Origin of the sequence: Proteus sp. G4415 (genome assembly GCF_963896075.1) — a bacterium.
Classification (GTDB): Bacteria; Pseudomonadota; Gammaproteobacteria; order Enterobacterales; family Enterobacteriaceae; genus Proteus; species Proteus mirabilis.
This window is the reverse complement of sequence record NZ_CAWQOK010000091.1, coordinates 1-21,635: the sequence shown is the minus strand read 5'-3', so window position 1 is coordinate 21,635 and position 21,635 is coordinate 1. Positions and strand designations below refer to the sequence as shown.

At 38.7% G+C, this 21,635-nt stretch carries 16 protein-coding genes and 1 riboswitch; of the genes, 8 read left to right on the top strand and 8 right to left on the bottom strand.

The window, feature by feature from the left end:
* Positions 1-4: 4 nt before the first annotated feature.
* Positions 5-1,405 (bottom strand): H(+)/Cl(-) exchange transporter ClcA, encoded by a 1,401-nt coding sequence (gene clcA / locus AACU95_RS10750; RefSeq protein WP_004244178.1) that lies wholly within the window; start codon positions 1,403-1,405, stop codon positions 5-7.
* A 196-nt stretch (positions 1,406-1,601) separates the two neighbouring features.
* On the opposite strand from clcA, the gene AACU95_RS10745 reads away from it, so the two are divergent.
* On the top strand, positions 1,602-3,002 hold the full coding sequence (locus AACU95_RS10745) for an alanine/glycine:cation symporter family protein (protein WP_004244176.1): 1,401 nt from the start codon (positions 1,602-1,604) through the stop codon (positions 3,000-3,002).
* A 190-nt stretch (positions 3,003-3,192) separates the two neighbouring features.
* Here AACU95_RS10745 and AACU95_RS10740 read toward each other — a convergent pair whose 3' ends face one another.
* On the bottom strand, positions 3,193-4,674 hold the full coding sequence (locus tag AACU95_RS10740) for an aldehyde dehydrogenase family protein (protein ID WP_004244174.1): 1,482 nt from the start codon (positions 4,672-4,674) through the stop codon (positions 3,193-3,195).
* 485 nt (positions 4,675-5,159) lie between these two features.
* On the opposite strand from AACU95_RS10740, the gene hcp reads away from it, so the two are divergent.
* The 4 genes from hcp (at position 5,160) to AACU95_RS10720 (ending at position 9,929) form a co-directional block, all read left to right on the top strand.
* Positions 5,160-6,812: a hydroxylamine reductase gene (hcp, locus tag AACU95_RS10735; RefSeq protein ID WP_004244173.1), complete on the top strand. Its 1,653-nt coding sequence runs from the start codon at positions 5,160-5,162 to the stop codon at positions 6,810-6,812.
* Positions 6,813-6,869: 57 nt separating this feature from the next.
* Complete coding sequence (hcr, locus tag AACU95_RS10730) at positions 6,870-7,874, top strand: NADH oxidoreductase (RefSeq protein ID WP_004250327.1); 1,005 nt, start codon at positions 6,870-6,872, stop codon at positions 7,872-7,874.
* 220 nt (positions 7,875-8,094) lie between these two features.
* Positions 8,095-8,427: a DUF6694 family lipoprotein gene (locus tag AACU95_RS10725; protein ID WP_004244170.1), complete on the top strand. Its 333-nt coding sequence runs from the start codon at positions 8,095-8,097 to the stop codon at positions 8,425-8,427.
* A 180-nt stretch (positions 8,428-8,607) separates the two neighbouring features.
* Positions 8,608-8,779: riboswitch (M-box (ykoK) riboswitch) on the top strand.
* A 76-nt stretch (positions 8,780-8,855) separates the two neighbouring features.
* Entirely contained in the window at positions 8,856-9,929 is a 1,074-nt protein-coding gene (locus tag AACU95_RS10720; protein ID WP_049217444.1) for a magnesium transporter, read from the top strand.
* 88 nt (positions 9,930-10,017) lie between these two features.
* On the opposite strand, the gene AACU95_RS10715 is transcribed toward AACU95_RS10720, so the two are convergent.
* Complete coding sequence (locus AACU95_RS10715) at positions 10,018-10,524, bottom strand: SprT family zinc-dependent metalloprotease (RefSeq protein WP_012368246.1); 507 nt, start codon at positions 10,522-10,524, stop codon at positions 10,018-10,020.
* A 104-nt stretch (positions 10,525-10,628) separates the two neighbouring features.
* On the opposite strand from AACU95_RS10715, the gene AACU95_RS10710 reads away from it, so the two are divergent.
* The 3 genes from AACU95_RS10710 to AACU95_RS10700 are packed head-to-tail and all read left to right on the top strand — an operon-like array spanning position 10,629 to position 11,808.
* Positions 10,629-10,952, top strand: a complete 324-nt coding sequence (locus AACU95_RS10710) for an ArsR/SmtB family transcription factor (RefSeq protein WP_004248583.1) — start codon at positions 10,629-10,631, stop codon at positions 10,950-10,952.
* 3 nt (positions 10,953-10,955) lie between these two features.
* Complete coding sequence (locus tag AACU95_RS10705; protein WP_004244158.1) at positions 10,956-11,390, top strand: YeeE/YedE family protein; 435 nt, start codon at positions 10,956-10,958, stop codon at positions 11,388-11,390.
* A 4-nt stretch (positions 11,391-11,394) separates the two neighbouring features.
* A complete protein-coding gene (locus AACU95_RS10700) occupies positions 11,395-11,808 on the top strand; it encodes a DUF6691 family protein (protein ID WP_004248580.1) in 414 nt (137 codons plus the stop codon).
* An 84-nt stretch (positions 11,809-11,892) separates the two neighbouring features.
* On the opposite strand, the gene bcsC is transcribed toward AACU95_RS10700, so the two are convergent.
* From bcsC to bcsR, 5 genes are all read right to left on the bottom strand, one after another.
* A complete protein-coding gene (gene bcsC, locus AACU95_RS10695; protein ID WP_087741112.1) occupies positions 11,893-15,168 on the bottom strand; it encodes a cellulose synthase complex outer membrane protein BcsC in 3,276 nt (1,091 codons plus the stop codon).
* 3 nt (positions 15,169-15,171) lie between these two features.
* Positions 15,172-17,463 carry a cellulose biosynthesis cyclic di-GMP-binding regulatory protein BcsB gene (bcsB, locus tag AACU95_RS10690; protein WP_036895475.1) on the bottom strand — a complete coding sequence of 764 codons (2,292 nt, stop codon included), beginning with the start codon at positions 17,461-17,463 and terminating at the stop codon, positions 15,172-15,174.
* Positions 17,464-17,529: 66 nt separating this feature from the next.
* Positions 17,530-20,127 (bottom strand): UDP-forming cellulose synthase catalytic subunit, encoded by a 2,598-nt coding sequence (bcsA, locus tag AACU95_RS10685; protein ID WP_049220940.1) that lies wholly within the window; start codon positions 20,125-20,127, stop codon positions 17,530-17,532.
* 5 nt (positions 20,128-20,132) lie between these two features.
* Positions 20,133-20,864 carry a cellulose synthase operon protein YhjQ/BcsQ gene (locus AACU95_RS10680; protein WP_087741113.1) on the bottom strand — a complete coding sequence of 244 codons (732 nt, stop codon included), beginning with the start codon at positions 20,862-20,864 and terminating at the stop codon, positions 20,133-20,135.
* 8 nt (positions 20,865-20,872) lie between these two features.
* Complete coding sequence (gene bcsR, locus AACU95_RS10675; protein WP_012368241.1) at positions 20,873-21,064, bottom strand: BcsR/BcsP family cellulose biosynthesis protein; 192 nt, start codon at positions 21,062-21,064, stop codon at positions 20,873-20,875.
* Positions 21,065-21,635: the final 571 nt, after the last annotated feature.

The following is a 21,635-nucleotide window of genomic DNA, read 5'->3' as shown; positions in this document are numbered from 1 at the left end:
AAAACTATAGGGGCTCTTTGGGAGCCTCTGTTTTTTCTTTGGCTTCTGAGCGTTGTAGTATTCTTTCGAGTAGAACCGTATAAATAGGTCGCCCGCCTAATAATTGCGCCAGCATGGTTGCGCCAAGACAGGTAATTATCATTGGCAAAATAAGTTGATAGTTATCGGTCATTTCTAGAACTAACACAATCCCAGTTAGTGGTGCTCTCACCGTTGCGGCAAATAAAGCACCCATTCCAGCAATAGCAAAAGTGCCAATTTGAATTTGATAATCAGGGAAAAGATAGGTTGCCATTAATCCAAAAGCGCTACCAAAGAGTGTGCCTAAGGCTAATGTGGGGGCAAAAATTCCTCCTGGTGCACCGGAGGAGAAGCTGATAATGGTGGTGATGGTACGTAACACAAAAAATATTAGCAGTGCAGTTAACGAATATCCTCCGGCACTTAATGCAGGAATAATACTAAAACCGCCTCCGGTTATTTCAGGAATAATCAACGCAAGTAAACCACATGCACCACCAATCACGCCACCGGCTAAAACAAAACGTGAGGTTTTATCTTGATAAAAATGTTGGAATTGTGTTTGAACATAAAACAGTAATTTACTAAAAATAACCCCAACAACACCAAATAACATTCCTAACACTAAATAGAGCCACAGTGTATTCATCGGCGCTGAAGAAAATTTACCTATCTGTATGACGCCTCCTTCACCATTAATTAGGCGAAATACAATACAAGACATGATCACGCCAATGAAGACGGATTTAATAGAGATAAGATTATATTTAAATTGTGGTCTCATCTCTTCAATAATAAATAGAATGCCTGCCAAGGGAGCATTAAAGGCAGCCGTTAAACCGGCAGCAGCCCCTGTGGCTAATAGTGTTTGGCGCGTTCCTTTATCTTTAACGCGAGAGACATCATTAACGAGTTGACCAATATTAGCCCCTAGTTGCACGGTGGGGCCTTCACGACCAAGTACCATACCTGAGCCTAAGGTACCGATACTGGCTATAAATTTTACTGGCAATACCCGCCACCAACGAACTGGCCGAATATCTATCATTGCCCCTTCAATTTCCGGTATACCTGAACCACCAGATTCTGGTGAAAACTTCTTCACTAAGTAGTAGCCACTCATGGCTAAAAGAGAGGAAACAAGTAACGTGCCAATAGCCAAAAGATAAGGGTTGGTTAATACCTCGGCTAATTTATCTTGTCTTAAATGAATGACCCAGCCAACGGCTTTTTCAAATAGTACCCCAATTAATCCGGCTAACGTACCGATAATGGCGGAAAGAATAAGCGTTTTCACCGGGGCAAGGTTAGTTTCTTTCGCTTTTCTAAACCAATTAAAGCGTTGTTGATTTTGCGATTTTTTGATCGTGTTTCGCTGATACATAATTTATGTTTTATATATAAATAACAATGTATCTAATAATAGCGTAATTTAATCATCAAGTGATATTTCTCACATAATGTAATCAATTTCATAATTAGTCGGTTTTTTTTCTAGCATATTTCCTTTTTTTCATCTTTAGTGTATCTGATAACAAAAAATATATATTTACATAACATTTGGATAAAAAGGGTAACGTATGGATTTCATCACAAATATATTAAGCGCTATTAATGGCGTGGTGTGGGGAGTACCGATGTTAGTCGGCATTCTAGGCATCGGTCTATTTATGCAGTTTAGACTCTCTTTTCTGCCAATTAGAAAATTAGGTACAGGATTTAAACTCTTATTTGAGAAAAATGATAAAAGAGGTGAGGGGCAAATCTCACCTTTTAATGCATTAATGACGGCGCTTTCTGCCACTATCGGTACGGGCAATATTGCTGGAGTCGCTACAGCGGTTGTATTAGGTGGACCGGGAGCGCTATTTTGGATGTGGATGACTGCTTTAGTCGGTATGGCGACTAAATATTCAGAAGCTGTGTTAGCGGTACGTTTTCGTGAGGTTGATAAATACGGCAACTACGTTGGCGGACCTATGTATTATATTAAAAACGGTTTAGGTAAAAAATGGCTTTGGTTAGGAACGCTATTTGCTATTTTTGGTAGTTTTGCCGGCTTCGGTATAGGTAATACGGTACAGGCAAACTCAGTGGCGGATGTTTTGCAAAGTAATTTTGGTATTTCTACCACAGTGACAGCAATTGCATTAGTTATTTTAGTCGGTGCTGTATTAATTGGTGGAATTAAGCGTATTGCTGATGTTGCCGGTAAATTAGTGCCCATTATGACAGTAGGGTATTTTGGGGCAGGGATTGTCGTACTCGCACTGAATATTACTGCTATTCCTGATGCATTTATGTTGATTGTAAAATCTGCTTTCACACCGGTTGCTGCGCAAGGTGGGTTTGCTGGTGCGGCTGTTTGGGCGGCAATACGTTTTGGTGTTGCACGAGGTGTATTCTCCAATGAAGCAGGATTAGGTAGTGCACCCATTGCTCATGCGACAGCCAAAACACAAAACCCGATCCGTCAAGGCTTAATTGCCATGTTGGGGACTTTCATTGATACCATTATTGTCTGTTCTGTCACCGGATTAACGATTGTGATCACCGGACAGTGGCTGACAGGGCAAAGTGGGGCAACACTTACTGCAAGTTCGTTCTCTATGGCTATCCCTGGAGGTAACTATATTGTTGCGATCGCATTGGCTGTTTTTGCTTTTACCACTATTTTAGGTTGGAGCTATTACGGTGAGAAATGTGTGCAATATCTATTTGGACCGAAAGCCATTATGCCTTTTCGTATTGCATGGTTAATTGCCTTGCCAATTGGCGCGACTCAATCCTTAGAATTTGTTTGGTTACTTGCTGATACATTAAATGCGATGATGGCTATTCCTAACTTAATTGCATTAGCACTGCTTAGCCCCATCGTTTATCGTCTAACAAAAGACTATATAAAAGATGTTAATGCGGTTGATATTGATCTAAATGAACAAGTGAATTCTGTAAGCAAAAAAGAAGCAGAAGCGGAATAAACGCGTTTGTTTATCTAAGGCTAAATGACCATCTAAACGAATAACCGTATGTGAGCAGTTAATATTAGATATTAGGAAAAGCGCATACGGTTTTTTGTTGCTTACAGCAAATAAAAAGCCTTCTGGGGAGAAGGCTAAGAGATGAGTATAGATAATTATATTTATAAGAATATGCTTAACTAGAGGTTAATTATTCTTTGGTACTAATGAAGATGTTTTTCACTTGGCTGTAGGCATCTAACATCATTTTATGCGTTTCACGACCTAAGCCTGATTTTTTATAACCGCCAAATGGTGCATGAGCAGGAAGTTCATGATAAGTATTTACCCACATACGGCCAGTTCTAACGGCTTTTGCAACTCGTAGTGCGCGGTTAATATCTTGAGTCCAGACACCACCACCAAGGCCATATTCAGAGTCATTAGCCATTTCAATAACATCTTCTTCATTATCAAATGGGATCACACATAATACAGGGCCAAAAATTTCTTCACGTGCGACACGCATTTGGTTTGTGGCATTGATAATAATGGTTGGGCGAACAAAAAAGCCATCATCAAACCCTTCACCCGTAATACGCTCACCTCCTGTGAGTATGGTTGCACCTTCTTTTTTGGCCAGCTCAACATAACCTAAAATGGTATCCATTTGCGCTTGGCTGACTTGGGTACCCATTTGTGTATTAGGATCAAGTGGATCACCAACACGGATACGCTCAAATTCTGCTTTTAACTCTTTTAAGAATGCGTCATGAATATCTCTATGTAAGAATAAACGGGAGCCAGATTCACAGGCCTGTCCTTGGTTCATTAATATCGCTAATGCGGAATATTTAACGGCTTTTTTCATATTCGCATCAGGGAAGACGATATTGGCTGACTTACCCCCCAATTCTAAAGTGGCTGGTACCATTTTTTTCGCCGCCGCAGCTGCAACGGTATAACCTACATTGGTTGAACCGGTAAATGCTAGTTTATCAATGTCTTGGTGTTCTAGAATAGCTTGTCCAGCAACAGATCCACGACCAGTAACAATATTTATAACACCGGCTGGTAATATTTCATTTAAAATACGACCTAGCTCTAATAATGAAAGTGAGGTGAGTGTGGCTGGATTAATAACAACGGTATCTCCAGCGGCGATGGCAGGGGCTAATTTCCAAGCAGCCATTAATAATGGAAAATTCCATGGAATAATTTGTCCAACGACACCAATGGGCTCACGAATAACAAGACTCAGGGTATTTTCGTCTAAGACAGCACTTTCATCGGTATGAGAGCGTATCACGCCTGCAAAATATCGAAAATGGTCAATAGAGGCGGGTAAATCGATGTTTTTCGATTCATTGAGTGGTTTACCGTTATCAAGAGACTCAATCCAAGCAAAACGTTCTTGCTCTTGTTCTAAACGGTCAGCAATTTTTAATAATAGCGCTTGGCGTTGAGCAGGAGAGGTTTTACGCCAATGATCAAAAGCTTTACGAGCCGCTTTTACAGCAAGATCAACGTCTTCAGCTGTACCTGATGGATATTCACTTAATAACTCACCGGTTGCGGGACTATAGGTTTTGGTCGTTTGTTGCGATGTACTGGATACCCATTCGCCGCCGATTAACATTTTGTAGCTTTCTAAGGGACGAAATTCGGATGGAACATTATTTAATTTAATCATTTTTAATCTCCAGTGTAGGGGGAGTATCGTCAAATTCTATAGTTTCATTTCGTAATACTCGTACTATTAAAATATATCAATTGTAGTAATTTTATTAGCTATTGATGCAATAGGTAATATTAACTATCAAAAATAATAAATAGATATTATATATACAATGAGAACTAATTAATTTAATCGATTCATCTCACTCTTTTTTAGCTGAGATGTAACAAAATCATCCCGTGCGACACTGCAACATTTCTTCTCAATTTCCCTTATAAGAAAAGCCCTTTAGTTTGTTTACTCACCCTCTTACGAGGTGTGAAGCCAAATCAACAGAAAAAAAAGCAAGCTCTTAAGCACAGCAATAAATTGCGTTAGATCAAACATGGCGCAGATTATTTCATCTGACACTTTTCCTACTATAAAAATGGCGTATTCTTATGTTGCATATTTAATGCAACTTATAAAAATAAAGCGTCATCTTATAGAAGGAATTCGATATGTATTGTGTGCAATGTGAACAAACAATGAGAACACCTGTTGGTAATGGTTGTGCCTATGCACAAGGTATGTGCGGTAAAACAGCAGAAACCTCTGATCTACAAGACTTATTGGTGGCAGTATTAGAAGGGCTGTCAGCATGGGCATTAGCTGCGCGTAGTGTTGATATTATTGATCACGATATAGACAGCTTTGCGCCACGGGCTTTCTTCTCGACGTTAACCAATGTTAATTTTGATTCTGAACGTATTGTTGGATATGCCAAAGAGGCTATTTATTTACGTGAAAGCTTAAAATCACGTACGTTAGCCAAAAATGCAGCCATCCAAGTCGCTCATCCTAAAGCCGAAATTCAATTAGAAGGCAACGACTTAGCCAGTCTACAGAAACAAGCCCAACGCTTTGCATTAAATAATGATAAAGCGCAAGTGGGGGATGATTTACATGGTTTACGTATGCTTTGCTTGTATGGCTTAAAAGGTGCTGCTGCTTATATGGAGCATGCTCATGTTTTAGGCCAGTACGATGATGAAATTTATGCTGAATATCATCGTTACATGGCATGGTTAGGTACCGATCCTGCGGATATGAATGAGTTGCTAGACAATGCAATGGGCATTGGTCAAATGAACTTTCGTATTATGGCGTTATTGGATAAAGGTGAAACTCAAGCTTATGGTGATCCAACCCCTGTTTCCGTTAATGTACGCCCAGTAGCAGGTAAAGCTATTTTAATTTCAGGCCATGATCTGAAAGATTTACAGATGCTACTTGAACAGACCGAAGGTAAAGGCATTAATGTTTATACGCACGGTGAAATGTTACCCGCCCATGGTTATCCAGAGCTGAAAAAATATAAACACTTAGTCGGTAACTACGGAAGTGGTTGGCAGAATCAACAAAGTGAATTTGCCAAATTTCCTGGCCCTGTGTTAATGACATCTAACTGTATTATTGATCCTAATGTGGGGAACTATGGCGATCGTATTTGGACGCGTAGTATTGTTGGTTGGCCGGGTGTGAAACACATTAAAGGTGATGATTTCTCTGAAATGATTGAGCAAGCGCTCTCTTTAGAGGGATTTCCGTACAGTGAAATTGAACACTTAATTACTGTTGGATTTGGTCGTCAAACACTCTTAAATGCGGCTGATACAGTGATTGATTTAGTTTCACAGAAAAAACTTCGTCATGTCTTCTTAGTTGGGGGATGTGATGGTAGTCGTGGTGAACGTAGCTACTATACCGATCTTGCTCGTGCCATTCCCCAAGATTGCTTAATTATGACATTAGCTTGTGGTAAATATCGCTTTAATAAACTTGATTTTGGCACATTAGAGGGCTTACCGCGCTTACTTGATGTGGGTCAGTGTAACGATGCCTACTCTGCGATTATGCTAGCGGTTAATCTTGCAGAAAAATTAGGTTGTGGTGTAAATGATTTACCCCTGTCCTTGATTTTGTCGTGGTTTGAACAAAAAGCGATTGTTATTTTATTAACCCTACTCTCATTAGGGGTAAAAAATATTTATACTGGGCCGACTGCGCCTGCATTTTTAACCGATAATTTGCTCGCAATACTTAATGAAAAATTTGGTATGCGTGCGATCACCACGCCAGAACAAGATCTTCAAGAAATTCTTTCTGCTTAATTTATTTATTCATCATCATTGCCGAAGCCTAAAGGCTTCGGTAAGGAAGCAATATCCATGACGATGCCAACAGCTCTTTGTCCTAATCGTATGCAAGTTCACTCTATCCATCAGGAAACCCCGGAAGTGTGGACACTGAATTTAATTAACCATGATTTTTATCGCTATAAACCTGGCCAATTTGCACTAGTCAGTATTAATAATAGCGATGAAATAATGCGAGCTTATACGCTCTCATCTTCTCCGGGATTAAGTCCTTTTGTCTCTTTAACGGTTCGTCGTATCGACAATGGGGTGGGGTCAACGTGGTTAACATCCCAAGTTAAACCGGGTGATTATCTCTGGCTATCAGATGCACAAGGGGAGTTCACCTGTGCAGATAGAGAAGGAACGCGTTATTTAATGCTCGCTGCGGGGTGCGGTGTGACCCCTATTATGTCGATGACGCGTTGGTTGTTAAATAATCAACCTAAAGCGGATATCACGGTCATTTTTAATATTCGCGAACAGAGCCAATTTATTTTTGAAAAAGAGTGGTTAGAGTTGGCTAATGCTTATCCCTATAATCTCAATTTTATTATGATGCCTAAATTACCGGATGATAAGGGAATTTTTAGTGGACGTATTTCACAAGAAAAACTAGCCGCTTTAGTACCGGATATTGCCAGTCGTACTGTTATGTGTTGTGGGCCTAATAGTTATATGGAAGATACTGCGCGTTTTGCCAAAAATCTTGGTGTTTGTGCAGAGAATATTTTTATGGAACGTTTTGGTGATGAGCCAATGTGTGTTGATGAAGCACAACAACTTACTATGACTATTCGTCATCCGTTAAAGCAAATTAACGTACCGGTGGGGATGACATTATTAACAGCGATGGAAGAAAACAGTGTTCCTGTTTTGGCTGCTTGTCGTGCTGGAGTGTGTGGTAGCTGTAAAACACGCATTGTGAAAGGTGATTATGAGGTCACCAGCACCAGTACTTTAACTGCTGATGAGATAGCACAAGGTTATGTTTTAGCCTGTAGTTGTCGATTAACAGGTGATGTTGAACTAGCCTAATCATTCATTTTATTATCTATTCTTTATCTATCCTTCTATTTTACCCCGCTAATTTATTAGCGGGGTTTTTTGTTATTATTTTTAAAAAGAGAGTTTATTTATTCAATATAATATATAACACGTAAAGCTATAATGAATTAAATATTTATTTTACTTAATTAGCAGTTTACTGATACACATTCTGCTATTATTTAATTTATGATAGGGAAAGGGGGGATATATGAGAAAATTGTTATTTATTTGTTTATTTACTGTCATACTTTCTGGTTGCGAAAAAAATCAAACCCTAGATGGCTCTAATGTTGAGTCATTACGAATATCGATTGTAGAAATGCGCAATTCATTACCGCTTGAAGAGCAGCAACGCTTTGATGAAGCAATAGAATTAGCCATGCTAAATGATATTAATTTTAATGATTTAGTCATTGCTGGGCGCAATAAAAATGCTGATATGATCACGCGAAAAATGTGTCAATCGTTAGATGGTAAAACAGTCAATGAGATCTTCTCACAAGCTGAAGAAATAAAAGTACAAAAATTAGCATTAAAATAATCAATTAATAACCAATTTATTTAAAACTATTTTATTCATCTCTATTTGAGGTGAGTATTTAATTAATGATGTAAAAAATAAGCGATTTAAGATTTATCAATAGAACTTAAACAAAACTACGATGAGACTTTTCATTATAATGTGAGTGGTTATAATGCGCGCCGCATTCGCAAGAAAAGTGCAGTATCTCGTTAGGCGAGGCTCCTATACAAACACAGGTTACTGATCTGACGACGTCGAGAGACGCCCAAGATTAGGACAAGATATATCGACCGAAGGTATATCTCCATGTAACTTCCAGTATTCATCGGATACGTTGTATAGTGCTAAAACCGAGACGTGTAGATAGCTTTTGCATTCTCGCATCTGGTTTCGCCCCTATTGAGAACTGATTTGCTAAACACAAACAGTCATAGGGAACCAAAAAAATGAAATTTACTCCTCAACATAAAATGGATGCTGCATTAATGGCAGGCACATCCTTAAACACACCCAATAATCATTCAATACAAGAGCAACATCATCGTTTAAAAGATGATGCTACCGTTAGTGCTTATATGAGCCAGAATTATATTTCTGTTTCTGTCGCAGATTCGGTTGAACATGTAAAAGCACAGCTGGTTAATGATTTAAAAGATGAATTAATTCCAACTTATCTGTATGTCGTAGATAAAGATAATTATCTTAACGGTATTTTGCCGGTTAAATCATTACTACTTGCTGATAATGGGCTTTTTGTTTCGGATATTATGCGCCAAACATTTTTCTCAGTTTCACCGGAGCAAAGCCGACATGATGTTTATCAGTTAATTAGCCAAAGTGGTTTAGACAGTGTACCTGTGATGCATTTTGGTAAGTTAGTTGGTGTATTACGGCCTCAAGATATTGCTGATTTAATTGAAGATGAAAATACGCTAGATGCACAAATGCAGGGGGCAACGTCGCCATTAGAACAACCTTATTTAGAGACAAGTCCGGTTACTTTGTGGCGTAAACGTGTTGTCTGGCTATTAATGCTGTTTATTGCTGAAGCTTATACCAGTACGGTGTTACATGCTTTTGAAGACAGACTTGAAGCTGCTATCTCTTTAGCTTTCTTTATTCCATTATTAATTGGTACTGGTGGCAATAGCGGTACACAAATTACCTCAACATTAGTACGTGCCATGGCATTAGGTGAGGTGAGCTTGCGTAATGTATGGTCAGTATTAAGAAAAGAGATCACGACCTCGATAATGGTGGCTTTAACCATGGGAATAGCAGGATTTATTCGTGCTTGGACCTTAGGGGTTGGCATGGAAGTGATGATAGTGGTGGGATTAACGCTAATTTCAATTACGGTTTGGAGTGCTATTGTATCTTCTATTATTCCAATGGTATTAAAGCGTATTGGTGTTGATCCTGCGGTGGTGTCTGCACCTTTTATTGCAACATTTATTGATGGTACTGGGCTTATTATCTACTTTGAAATAGCATCTCATACCATGAGTGTGTTTGCTTAATATATCAATTCTCCCCTATTTATACCGAATAAAGCCGATAAACTAACAAGTTATCGGCTTTATTTTTTGTTTGCTAGCTTACTTTTTTTTACTCTTTAATTAATTGTAAAATCGCCTGACAATGACGACAACGATACTGGGTTTCTCCTCGTTGTACTTTATTGTGTCGGCGAAGAGTTAACTGGTGTATTTCTTGGCAGCGACAAGCATAGCTAAACGTTTTTGCTGTTACATTGCTGATATCAAAATGATGGGTCCGTTTCGCACTCACCTGTAACACAGTTTCCATCATCCATTTCCACTCCTTGCCATGAGGTGCCACACGACCAAAATGGCGACTAACTAGCAGATGTGCTAATTCATGAGGAATAACTTCTTCAATAAAATTCTGTTTATTTTCAATCAATAATGTAGGATTAAGACGGATCTCCCAATTTGCATAATAGGCACTGCCTGCAATAGTTCCTCTCTGGTTATATTGTAGAGTGGGTTCTGGGTAATCTGTATTAAGATATTTATTGGCCTGTTGCAGTTTTTCACGCAGTGTACGCATAACACTTTGCACTAAGGCGATAGGGACTCTTACTGTTTTCATATTAGAGAGCATATAGCGCCTTATTAAAACACGCAATAAAAGAAAACTTGCACAATATATAAATTAACATATTATTAAAAAGTATATTGATTATGGAGTTTACCATGACACAACGAGTTCAACCTGATTTATTGGAAGCCATGAAATTAGCGGCTAATGAAGCCTCTAGTATGCTGAAAACGCTAGGCAATGGTGATCGACTACTCTTATTGTGCCAATTAAGTCAGGGCGAAAAAAGTGTCAGTGAATTGGAAGAAAGTTTAGGGATCCGCCAGCCTACGCTTTCTCAACAACTTACTGTGTTAAGAAATGAAGGGCTTGTGAATACTCGTCGTGATGGAAAACGTATTTTTTATTCTATTGCTGATGAAAAAGTATTGGTGCTATTAAATACACTTTATCAGCTATATTGTCCTATAGCAGGTTAACTTATGAATATAGATTGGGTTCACTTTACGCCTTGGAGCTCGGCATTGGGTGGGCTATTAATAGGTTTAGCAGCGGCTATTTTATTACTGTTTAATGGTCGTATTGCAGGTATTAGTGGGATTTTAGGAGGAGTATTAACCACTAACCAACAAGGTAATGGGTGGCGATGGGCATTTTTACTCGGTATGTTGATTACACCGACACTATTTTATCTATTTGATAAACCGTTAACACCTATTATCGACGTTTCACCTTGGCAGTTGATCATTGCCGGTGTACTGGTGGGAGCAGGTACACGTCTGGGGAATGGCTGTACCAGTGGGCATGGAATTTGCGGATTAGCACGATTATCGCGTCGTTCTATTGTTGCAGTTCTTGTCTTTATGGTGACGGCATTTGTGACTGTGTATATTCAACGCCATGTCATCGGAGGCTAAGATAATGACCAAATTAATTGCTTTTATTAGTGGCCTATTATTTAGTGCTGGATTGATCATCGGTGGTATGAGCAACCCACAAAAGATCTTGGCATTTTTAGATATTCGTGGGGATTGGGATCCGTCATTGTTATTTATTATGGGGGCGGGGCTTATCGTCAGTGCTATTAGTTACCAAATTGCACGTCATCGTCAACAAAGTTTATTAGCCTGTCCTCTGGCCATTCCAACTAAAACAGTGATTGATAAACCTCTCGTCTTCGGCAGTATCTTATTTGGTTTAGGATGGGGGCTTGCGGGTATTTGCCCTGGACCCGGTTTGGTATTAGCGGGGGGTGGTTTTACCCAAGGTGTATTATTTGTGTCAGCTATGATTGTTGGGTGGCTAATTATTGGGTTAATTCGCAAACCACAATAATCATCACTATTTTAATCACACGCGATAAAAAACAACAAACGGACCGCATTAGCTGTCTGTTTGTTGTTTAATCTTGTTACGGGATTATTTAAAATCTGCGTAAGGAATAAGCGGGTTAGGCGGAAGATCTAAATCACCATTCCATCCATCAAATGAATAGCGTAAATACATTAGTGCATGGCTTGGCGTATAGTTTTTCGCTTGCTGAATATCGATAGCGGCACCTATAAACCAATGTGGTGTTATTCGATGTTCAATTAATGCTCTTGCTGTATAACCAAAACCATGACCCGAATCCCCCTTATCAATGATATTTCTCTCATGCTTAAATATTTCTTTTATGGGATCAGAATTAAATTTATCGCTTGAAACGAGATTTTGTAATGGATAACGTCTGCTATCATAGGTTTTTGAATAAGACCAAGAGAGAGAGCCAGATACTTCCCATGACCAATTTTCAGTACGTTGACGGTAATTAACGGGCAGTGAGAATGAGAGATATTGTTGTGGGCTATAATAACCCCCTTGCCCCAAGGTGTAGCCACTAAGATCTTTATTGTAATGCCAAAGCATGCTATTTAAGCCAACAGAAATGCGGCGATCATTTTCATTGATTAACTTATAGTAATAACCACCCATGGCTTTTACACTGCTGTTATTTTTAACATTTTTTCCTGTTAATCTATCAAACGATATTTCTCCCCAATACCCATCCTTGCCTCCCAGATCATAACTGCCACTTAAACGAAGCCCCGTTTTTCTTACTCCTCCCCAAACTTGATTGGTCCAACTATCACGTTGGCCTGCAAAGGCAAGTAATGAGCTATTTACCGGGCGACGGTGAAGATCTACACTCCAACCGAGATGATAAAAACTATCGTTATAAGCAATTTTACCTACCCAATCAGTTACATTAAAACCGAGTGGCGTGGTACCTAAATCCCATTGCCATTGCTCATTTTCCCAACCGATAGCAGGACTAACACCAAAGGCTTTTTGCTTTAGAGGGAAACAACCTGTGCGATAACAACTACCAAATTTAGCATCGTATGGCGCTGTACCTAATGTGCCACTATTTAAGTGCACAAAATCAGTACGCCAAAAGAAACGTCCATGATAAATAGGATGATCCAGTTGTAACATGGTGGTATGAGCGCGTAATTTAGAGTATCCCTCACTGCCATTTGATCCCCAATAATCATGCTCTAGGGTAAAACGCCACTCTTGTTGACGATAAAGGGTACTTGCATCATCACGTACACTACGTGATAGCCAATTATCATTTGGGTTGTTACGCATAAGTGTGGTGTATTCAATATTGTTTTTTGGCAGTGTATGCGTGATACCCTCTTTTAGCATCGCTTGTTGATAATAGTGATGAGCGGATTGAACTTGTTGGCTATCACGATAAAAACGACCAATATCACGTAAAATTAATCCATCAGCACTATCTGGCTCCTTGTCAACTTGGCGAGCTAAATAGATAAAATAGTGTTTGGCTTTATCAATATTTCCCGTCGTTTTTTCAGCGTTTGCTAAACGTCTTAGTGAATAGTGGTTAAATTTTTCAGGAGATAATTGTTCTATCTGAGCTAAGTAATAACGAGCTTGATCTATTTGATGTTGCGCTAAAGATATCTCTGTTGCACCTAATAGTGCTGTTTCATTATTAGGCGCTAAATTTAATACTGTATGATAATAATTTAATGCTTGATTGAGTTGGTCATCTTCTTCGGCCCATTGCGCTAATAACAGATAGCTTTCTATTTTTTGCTCAGGAGGAATATGGGTGAAAAGATATTCGACAGCTTGCTGTTGTTGGTTATGTTCTCTTAGTGATTGTGCATGCGCCATAATTTGACCAAAACGTAATTGGCTATCTAAGGCGTTCATACTTTCACTGCGCTGCGATAAAGGGATCGTCTTTAAGGTGTTAAGTGCTTGTTGTGCTCGCCCTGTTTTATTGAGATATAACGCATAGGCATATCGTCGAGAGGGATCATTAGGTCGTCGTTGATTAAGTTGATTAAAGTAATCCTCAGCAAGTTGGGGTTGTTGAGTGATAAGTAAATCATCCGCCAGACGATAAATATTCCAGACTTCATCGGGATACGCTTTAGCGATAGCCTTACGTTTCTCAATCGCACTGAGATAGTGTTGTTGCTGTTCATCATCAGCAGCTAAGTCTTGTTGTATACCTGAAATGATATACCCATAGTCTTGGGCTAAATTTTTGTATTGCTGTGATGTCAAGTTAGCCATAAATTGGGCGGCTTTTTGATGAGATTGTTGACGATAGAGCTTGGTCAGACTATGCAAAGTCGCCGCATCATTAGGCTGATATTGTAGCGCTTGTTGATAATAACGTTCAGCTTGTTCTAATTGATGTTGCGCCAACTCGATATCCCCTAAACCAATATAAGCTTCACTTTTATAGGGGCTGAGTTGACGTACTTGGGTAAAATAGTGCTTAGCGGCAGAGTACTCTTGATTTAATAACGCTTCATCAGCCTTGGCAAGTAAATGCCAATATTGATTTGATTGCAACAGCGTACGCCACAAATCACTATCATCGTGTTTGGGGGACAATGTGAGTGCTTGAGAAAGATAATAAATCGCGGGTGCCCGTTGATTTGCGCGCGAATAGCGCACGCCTAATGTTCCTATTATGTCTGCATTATCAGGCTGCTGGCGTAATTGCTGTTTTAATGCGCGAATAGATAGTGTGTTATAGGAGACAGAGCCCGCCGATGCGGTAGATAATGCTGGGGTAAGATGATATTGCTGATAGATATTAGCTATCTGTTGGTTATTGGGATAAGTGTGATAAATCTGCTTAATACGTGCCATTTTGTTGGCATGGCTTGAAGCAATTAATACATTGAGATACTCAAGGGCTAACCCTTCATCGGGGGGCGTGCCTTGGTAAATATCATCATATAATTGCAAGGCTTCATCATAACGCCCCGCAGTCTGATAAAGGTAGGCTTTTTGTAGGATTTGGCGGTTATCTTCATGGGTTAATGATAGTAGCCTAATCGCACGTTGATATTGTTCAGTATTTTCGCCATGCATACGTAATTGCTCAACCAGTTGTTGTGCTTTTGCTGTTTCTTTTTGTTTTACAGCAAATTGGATACACATTAACAACACACTAGGATCGTTCGGTTTTATAAGTGATAAACGATACAGTGATTGAGAAACTAAAACATCGTTACTTTTCGAGTTGCCTAGTCTAACTTGCTCATATAAAAAAGTTTCAGTCGGATCATCTGCGGCTTGCGTGACAGGCAAAATGCCTGCCAGCAAACTAAGAGCAAGGAGATATTGGCGATATTGATAACAAATGCGCCACATCATAACTTACTCCTTATCCGCAAGACGACGTTGGCTTCTTATTTTCATTGCTTGCCAAATAAGAAGAGAAATAAGCACAATACCGACAATGGCAGCTAACCCTAGCCAAATAGGATGCGAAGCAAAAACATACCAAACCTCTTCCCACCAAGGTAAATAACCGACGAAATAGGTATCACCAACACGTAAACTATGGACACCAGACTCTCTGACTAATACCACAGAGCCATGCATTGCATCACGTTTACCACTATCACTTATCGCTTCATTTAATAATCGATAACCTTGGGGACTATCGGCTAATAGCGCCACGACACTACGCTGTGAAAAGAACGGAGATTGAAAACCAATAATAGTGCCGAGTGATCCGGTTGATGTTAAAGATGTTCTGCTATCTGGGCGCTTATCTAGATCTTGATAATTGGTATGACTAAAAATGGTGATTTCACGTGATGGCAGTGTAATTTCGCTACGTGCTTTATCAATCAAGACATTCATCTGTTTATCATTATTGAGTGCTGGGGGAATTGTCCCGATTAATAATAAATCAGCTTCTTGTTTTGATAATTCCTCTAATGATGCAGTTAAAGAGACATTTAACGCGGGATAGCCAGTTTGTGCACCAATATTACCTAATGATATCAATAACGTTGTTAATTGCTCAGGTGAAGGGGATTGGTTGACATAAATAAGGGTTTCTGACAAATCGGCATAACGGCTAAATGGGAACCCAGCATGACTATAAACACGCAAATCAGGTAGAGCAATATAGTGGCGATAGTTACCAGTAAAATTAAAGCTTGATAATTCATCTAATGCTACCGTGTTAGGGACTGGGTGATAAGTAATACATTGATCAACGGAGCCTCCGGGGATCGGATTTGTATAGTCAAAAGAGAAACGGATCTGATTACGTTCACCTAATTTTACCGCGGGGATATTGAGGAGATTTTTGTTTTCGATCCAACCTTGAATTAACGGTAGATAAGCCACAATAAAGTTCTCTTTTTTATCTCTCTCTAAAGGGTAGGCTTTGATAAAGTGATCATTGACTGAAATCGACATACGAGAATCATCTTGAAATGCCGGAGCGGTATAACGATAACGCAATTGCATCTGTAGTCCTGTATTATTAAACATAAATAAATCAGGAGGTAAGGTCATATTGAGTGTGATGGGAGCAGGCTCTAGTCCACGAGATTGCAACTGACCTTGATAATCTTGCAAGGTATTAAAGTAGATTGGTTTATTTAATTGTACCCACTTAGGTGCATCATAAGGTTCACGTGGTGCCAATAGATTGACATCATTAATGGTGACGGTATCCCCTCTAAAAATAACTTGTCCCCGGGCAATACCATTGACGGCGGTAATTAAGTCATTGTCATCACGACCCATTACTAACAGCAGTTTTACATAAGGATCCGTTGGGTGTGAGACTAATTCAATGGTGGGAGCATTGACATTGGCATGTGTATTAAGAAAGTTGGGGCGTTGTTTATTAGTGGCAAATACAATGCTGTGTTGATTGGGCAACTGATTGTAATACACAGGGTAGTGTTGCTGGCGCCAATCGACTTGTGTACCAAACCAAGAAGCGAGTATTCCCGCCGCTTTTTGTTGGGTAAGATTAGGGGATTGGCTAAACACCATAGGTAAGGTAAAAGTACCAAAATCGCGACTATCAAAGAAAGGCTCGGGGAAATTGGCTAATTCGTTACTCAATTTCAATGATTGATAGGTGAGATGCAGTTGGCTATTTTTGCTGATATCAAGCCATAAGGTGGTATTGGCTTGGTTTTCACAAATTTCTCGGTAATGGCCGATAAAAGTAAATTTTAAATGATTAAAATCTTGAATAAACCGTGGATCGAGCGGTAATGTAATGTGGTTTTTATGGCCGAGTTCTTCTTTTTTCAGGGGGATCACGCCCATGATCTCATCATTTAAATAGATATTAAGATGTGATTCTATAGGCAGTAATGAAGGCGAGGGGGTAAACTCTAGATCTAATATTGCCTGTGAAACATATTCATCACTACGAACACCAAATTCTAGATAACCATCAGGGCTAGCGCCTTGTAATTTTAGAGCTCCATAAGTAGGTGCTGTTGTTGCAAATAGTCGTGTTTCTTGGCGAGATGGGATTATCTGATCCGGTGATGTTAAAGTGATTTTCTCTTCTTCAACCGTTATGAAAGGTTGTTCCGTTATAACCGCTGGCACTTCTTTTTCGTCATCACTATAAGCTAAACCGGAAAGCATAAGTAAGGCGAATAGTAGAAAATATTTTTTCATTATTATTACCCATAGATCTTATTGTTCATTAATAAATTCCCAAAAAGCTGAGTTTTACCGTTAAGATTAATGAAATATTTGTGAAACATTGACACGTCGTGGAAGTAGCGATAATAGCCACAATAAACACTGCCCTAATAAACGAAATAAGAGGTAAACAAGATACGGGGCACGTTTAAGTAAGGTGTTATAGCCCCGCATACTGATATAAATGATATTTCTTAAACTATTCAGTGGATTATCGGCAGGGAGAGCGTGTTGCCAATTAGCCCAAGTGTCGGCTCGTTCAAAAGTACAGGCGGTAAAATCAATGGATTTTTGTGTATCCATATTAAGCAGTTGTAAGCCAATAATGCGATTATCAATCCGTAAAATACGTGCTTCAAAAGCATATTCACGTTGATTTTGTTTGAGAATAACGGTGATCTCTTGGTGACAAGATAAGGGAACTGTAAAATTATCTGGTAATACAATGGCACAGCCATTATCAGAGAAGTCATTGAGCTGACAAGAATAAAGCGAACCGTCTTGGAGTAATAGCATTGCGGGTACTCTTAGACGTACCCGTGGAAACTGGCGCTCTTGCTTTGCTTCTACAGAAACAGCAATGGCAACACCTAGTAATACTAAGTTATAGCATACCCAAACTAAGCACATGAGTACGGCTAACCTTTCATCGGGATCGCCTGTTGCGATACGCCAGAAAGCAAATAGAATTCCTAACAAATTAAGATTAAGAAACAGAATATAGGGGCGATTAATTTGCCAATCGACAAAACTTTTCTTCATAATTGCCCCTTTCTCTGTGACATTAAATTTACCTTTATAAGGTGAGAATAGGGTGCTTAATACGGGGCGAGTGGTGTACCAAGCTAAAATCGTTTCATAAATCTCTCCCCAAAATGAGTGGCGATAAGGACCTTGTAATTTGGTCGCGGCTAACCAAATGTGTAATAAATAAGGCACGACATACAAAGCGATAGCGATGGCGGGAGCGTAAATAATATAGGCATGAAAGATAAGGAACGTTAGTGGTGCTAATAAGAAGATCATCCTTGGTATGCCTGATAAAAAGTGCAACATGGCATTGAGGTAACAAAAGCGCTGTGGCAGTGTCAGCCCTTTGCCAAAGAGCGGGTTATCTAAACGAAATATTTGTATCATTCCTTTTGCCCAACGTATGCGTTGGCCAATATGTGCTGAAAGTGATCCTGTTGCTAATCCTGCGGCAAGAGGGATACGAATATAAGCAGAAGTCCAACCATGACGATGTAAGCGTAATGAGGTATGTGCGTCTTCGGTCACAGTTTCAACTGCCAGCCCGCCAATTTCATCTAAAGCACAACGACGTAATACAGCACAGGAGCCGCAGAAAAAAGCTGCATTCCAAGTATCATTACCATCTTGCACTAATCCATAAAAAAGCGTGCCTTCATTCGGTGTTTCGCGGAAATTGCCTAAATTACGTTCAAAGGGATCAGGAGAGAAAAAGTGGTGTGGTGTTTGTACCAATGCCATTTTTTCATCTTTTAGAAACCAGCCCATAGTAAATTGTAAGAATGAGCGTGTCGGAATATGGTCACAGTCAAAAATAGCCACATATTCTCCGCAGGCTTTGCTCAATGCATGGTTGATATTACCGGCTTTGGCAAAATCATGTTTTTCACGAGTGATATACCGAATACCAATTTCTTTAGCAAAAGCCGCAAACTCAGGGCGAGAGCCATCATCTAATAAATAGATAGTTAATTTATCTTTAGGCCAATCAATGTTTAAACAGGCATAAAGTGTTGGTTTTACAACTTGTAGCGCTTCGTTATATGTGGGAATAAAAATATCGACAGTAGGCCATTGTGTTGTATCTTGAGGCATTGAAATAGGTTGTCGATGGAGTGGCCAAATACATTGCATAAAACTAAGAAATAACACAATCCATGCATAGGTTTCAGCCAGTAATAGTAAGATCCCAAAGAAAAGGCTCAGATTATCCACCCAGTAGAGTGTGTATTGATAGCGCCACCAAATATATCGGCAAGCAATAGTCAGCGATAAAATAATAATGGTAATAGAAGACAGTCGGCCAGGGATATCGCGGATAGCTAAGGCTATCAGCCAAATCACGAGAACAAAAACAAATTGTAGTTTTAAATCAAAAGGTTGAGTAATACTTAATAAGATAATAAAAATGGCAAAAACAGCAACGAGCGATAATAGAGCGTATTGCCATAGTGGCGTGTTTGTTTTCTTATGATGGATCATATCTCGCGCAACAGGAGATAAGCGAGCAAAGAGATTTTGATAATACTGTCTAATATAGACAATAAATTGAATCGGTTTTTTCACCAAGGTGAGCATCAAGTAATGGCAAATAAGCCAAATACTTTGTAATAAGTATCGGATCGGATCGCATAATTTAGGGCGACGCGGATTAATATGAGGAAATAGTTGTTGTTGTTTTTGTGCTATTTTCTGCCAAAAAGGGGATTCCATACGCAAAAAGAGCCACATTAATACCCAGAAAAGCTCATTCACGATAGCCGCACTGAATGAAGCCCCATTATGACGATAAAATTTGTAATAACGGGTTAAGATATGCGACTGCATAGTAGCCTGTTGCCTTATCGAGCGGGACGCTTTTTTCTCTGGATAATCGATGGTTGACATTGTGGCTATCCTTTTTTGCTTAACAATAAAGGCAAACACCATTGTAGAAGTTGATTAATTTCTTCAACTAACATGCAATTAGCGCGGTAATCATATAAAGGTAAGCGTGAAGCACAGGCTTCTAATAATGCTTCATCGCGATGAAGTTTTATTGGGCAGAAAGGAAACTGACTGTTTTGCCAAAATTGATAAAAATCTTGATGGATTTGGCTAGTGGCACAAAATTGATTCACCAGAATATACTCATTGGCAGCAAAGGTATGTTGGTTAAGCCGAATATGACAGTTACTTTCAGGTGTGGTAACGGTTAATACGATATTGGCTTTCGCAACCCATGATTTAAAAAGGGTATCGTGCTCTGGTTGTAAATCGAGGAAAATTAAAGTGTCTGGGTATTGTTGAGTAAAAGCGGTAAAAAAATGCTGCAGATGTTGGTTGGCAGTGGCAGATGCTTGCAAATGCAATTTATCTTCTGAATTAACGACTCCAAAAGGTAAAATTTGATAACCGTTTTGATAATCACAAATCGCTTGTTCTATTGGGGTATGCGCGAGTAGTGCTTGTCCTAATGTGGTGACTTGTGATTTTTCTGGAAAATAGAAATGTAAGATATTATTCACACAGTTATCGATAACAATGACATTGTATTTATGGTGATGAAATTGGCGAGCCAGTGCAACGGTTATTGAGGTGGTTCCTACTCCACCTCTGAGCCCTTTTAATACGATTAGTGGCATAGTTTTTCTCATTTAGTTATTGAATTAAATGTGTTGAGTAATGGCCAACGATAAATAAGGCTATGTTGATTTTCTTCGTTATTAATATCTCTATAGTGATAGTTGTTTATTGAAAATAATTTCTTTAATTTATTTATATCTTGGTTTGTACTCTCTTTTTCTCTTTTTATCTCCGAGCGAATAATTTTTTTATTTTCCATTTTTTAACCCTCATATAAAAATAAATTCTTAATCTGTAATTTTATTTTTCTTAGCTAGAGAAGGGGTAAGTGTTAAATAAAATATTAATATTCTTTATTTAAGGATATGCCTTAAAAATAGTTATTTCAATTACGTATAAATACATAAATTAAATATACGAATTTAAACTCCATTGGGAATGAATAATAACCCTCTTTGACAATGATAATATTCTCAATAAATTCATTTAAATAATAACTAAACCATTGTTAGTCAAAAAAACGAAATATAAGATAATTGTAAATTACCTATTTATAACAAATTCTAAGATAGTCTTTTTTAGATGATCAAAAAAGATTTGATTTTTATCAAGTAGAATACCATTAAATTAGTTAAATCATCTGTTTATTATTGTTTTTATTTTATTTTTTAGCTTTATGTTCTTATGGTGTTTGTTTTGTAATGCTTATGTTAATTTAATTGATCTATTTGTGATTATTTTGTTTGGTTTTGGATATGGGAAAATAAGATAACTCTGTGTTGCTATTTATTTTTTAAAATAACAACACAACTATAAAATTTATGTCTATT

Bases quoted from the DNA above. Each gene is read 5' to 3' on its own strand.
- clcA (WP_004244178.1), bottom strand. From the start codon at position 1,405: ATGTATCAGCGAAACACGATCAAAAAATCGCAAAATCAACAACGCTTT.
- AACU95_RS10745 (WP_004244176.1), top strand. From the start codon at position 1,602: ATGGATTTCATCACAAATATATTAAGCGCTATTAATGGCGTGGTGTGG.
- AACU95_RS10740 (WP_004244174.1), bottom strand. From the start codon at position 4,674: ATGATTAAATTAAATAATGTTCCATCCGAATTTCGTCCCTTAGAAAGC.
- hcp (WP_004244173.1), top strand. From the start codon at position 5,160: ATGTATTGTGTGCAATGTGAACAAACAATGAGAACACCTGTTGGTAAT.
- hcr (WP_004250327.1), top strand. From the start codon at position 6,870: ATGACGATGCCAACAGCTCTTTGTCCTAATCGTATGCAAGTTCACTCT.
- AACU95_RS10725 (WP_004244170.1), top strand. From the start codon at position 8,095: ATGAGAAAATTGTTATTTATTTGTTTATTTACTGTCATACTTTCTGGT.
- AACU95_RS10720 (WP_049217444.1), top strand. From the start codon at position 8,856: ATGAAATTTACTCCTCAACATAAAATGGATGCTGCATTAATGGCAGGC.
- AACU95_RS10715 (WP_012368246.1), bottom strand. From the start codon at position 10,524: ATGAAAACAGTAAGAGTCCCTATCGCCTTAGTGCAAAGTGTTATGCGT.
- AACU95_RS10710 (WP_004248583.1), top strand. From the start codon at position 10,629: ATGACACAACGAGTTCAACCTGATTTATTGGAAGCCATGAAATTAGCG.
- AACU95_RS10705 (WP_004244158.1), top strand. From the start codon at position 10,956: ATGAATATAGATTGGGTTCACTTTACGCCTTGGAGCTCGGCATTGGGT.
- AACU95_RS10700 (WP_004248580.1), top strand. From the start codon at position 11,395: ATGACCAAATTAATTGCTTTTATTAGTGGCCTATTATTTAGTGCTGGA.
- bcsC (WP_087741112.1), bottom strand. From the start codon at position 15,168: ATGATGTGGCGCATTTGTTATCAATATCGCCAATATCTCCTTGCTCTT.
- bcsB (WP_036895475.1), bottom strand. From the start codon at position 17,463: ATGAAAAAATATTTTCTACTATTCGCCTTACTTATGCTTTCCGGTTTA.
- bcsA (WP_049220940.1), bottom strand. From the start codon at position 20,127: ATGTCAACCATCGATTATCCAGAGAAAAAAGCGTCCCGCTCGATAAGG.
- AACU95_RS10680 (WP_087741113.1), bottom strand. From the start codon at position 20,864: ATGCCACTAATCGTATTAAAAGGGCTCAGAGGTGGAGTAGGAACCACC.
- bcsR (WP_012368241.1), bottom strand. From the start codon at position 21,064: ATGGAAAATAAAAAAATTATTCGCTCGGAGATAAAAAGAGAAAAAGAG.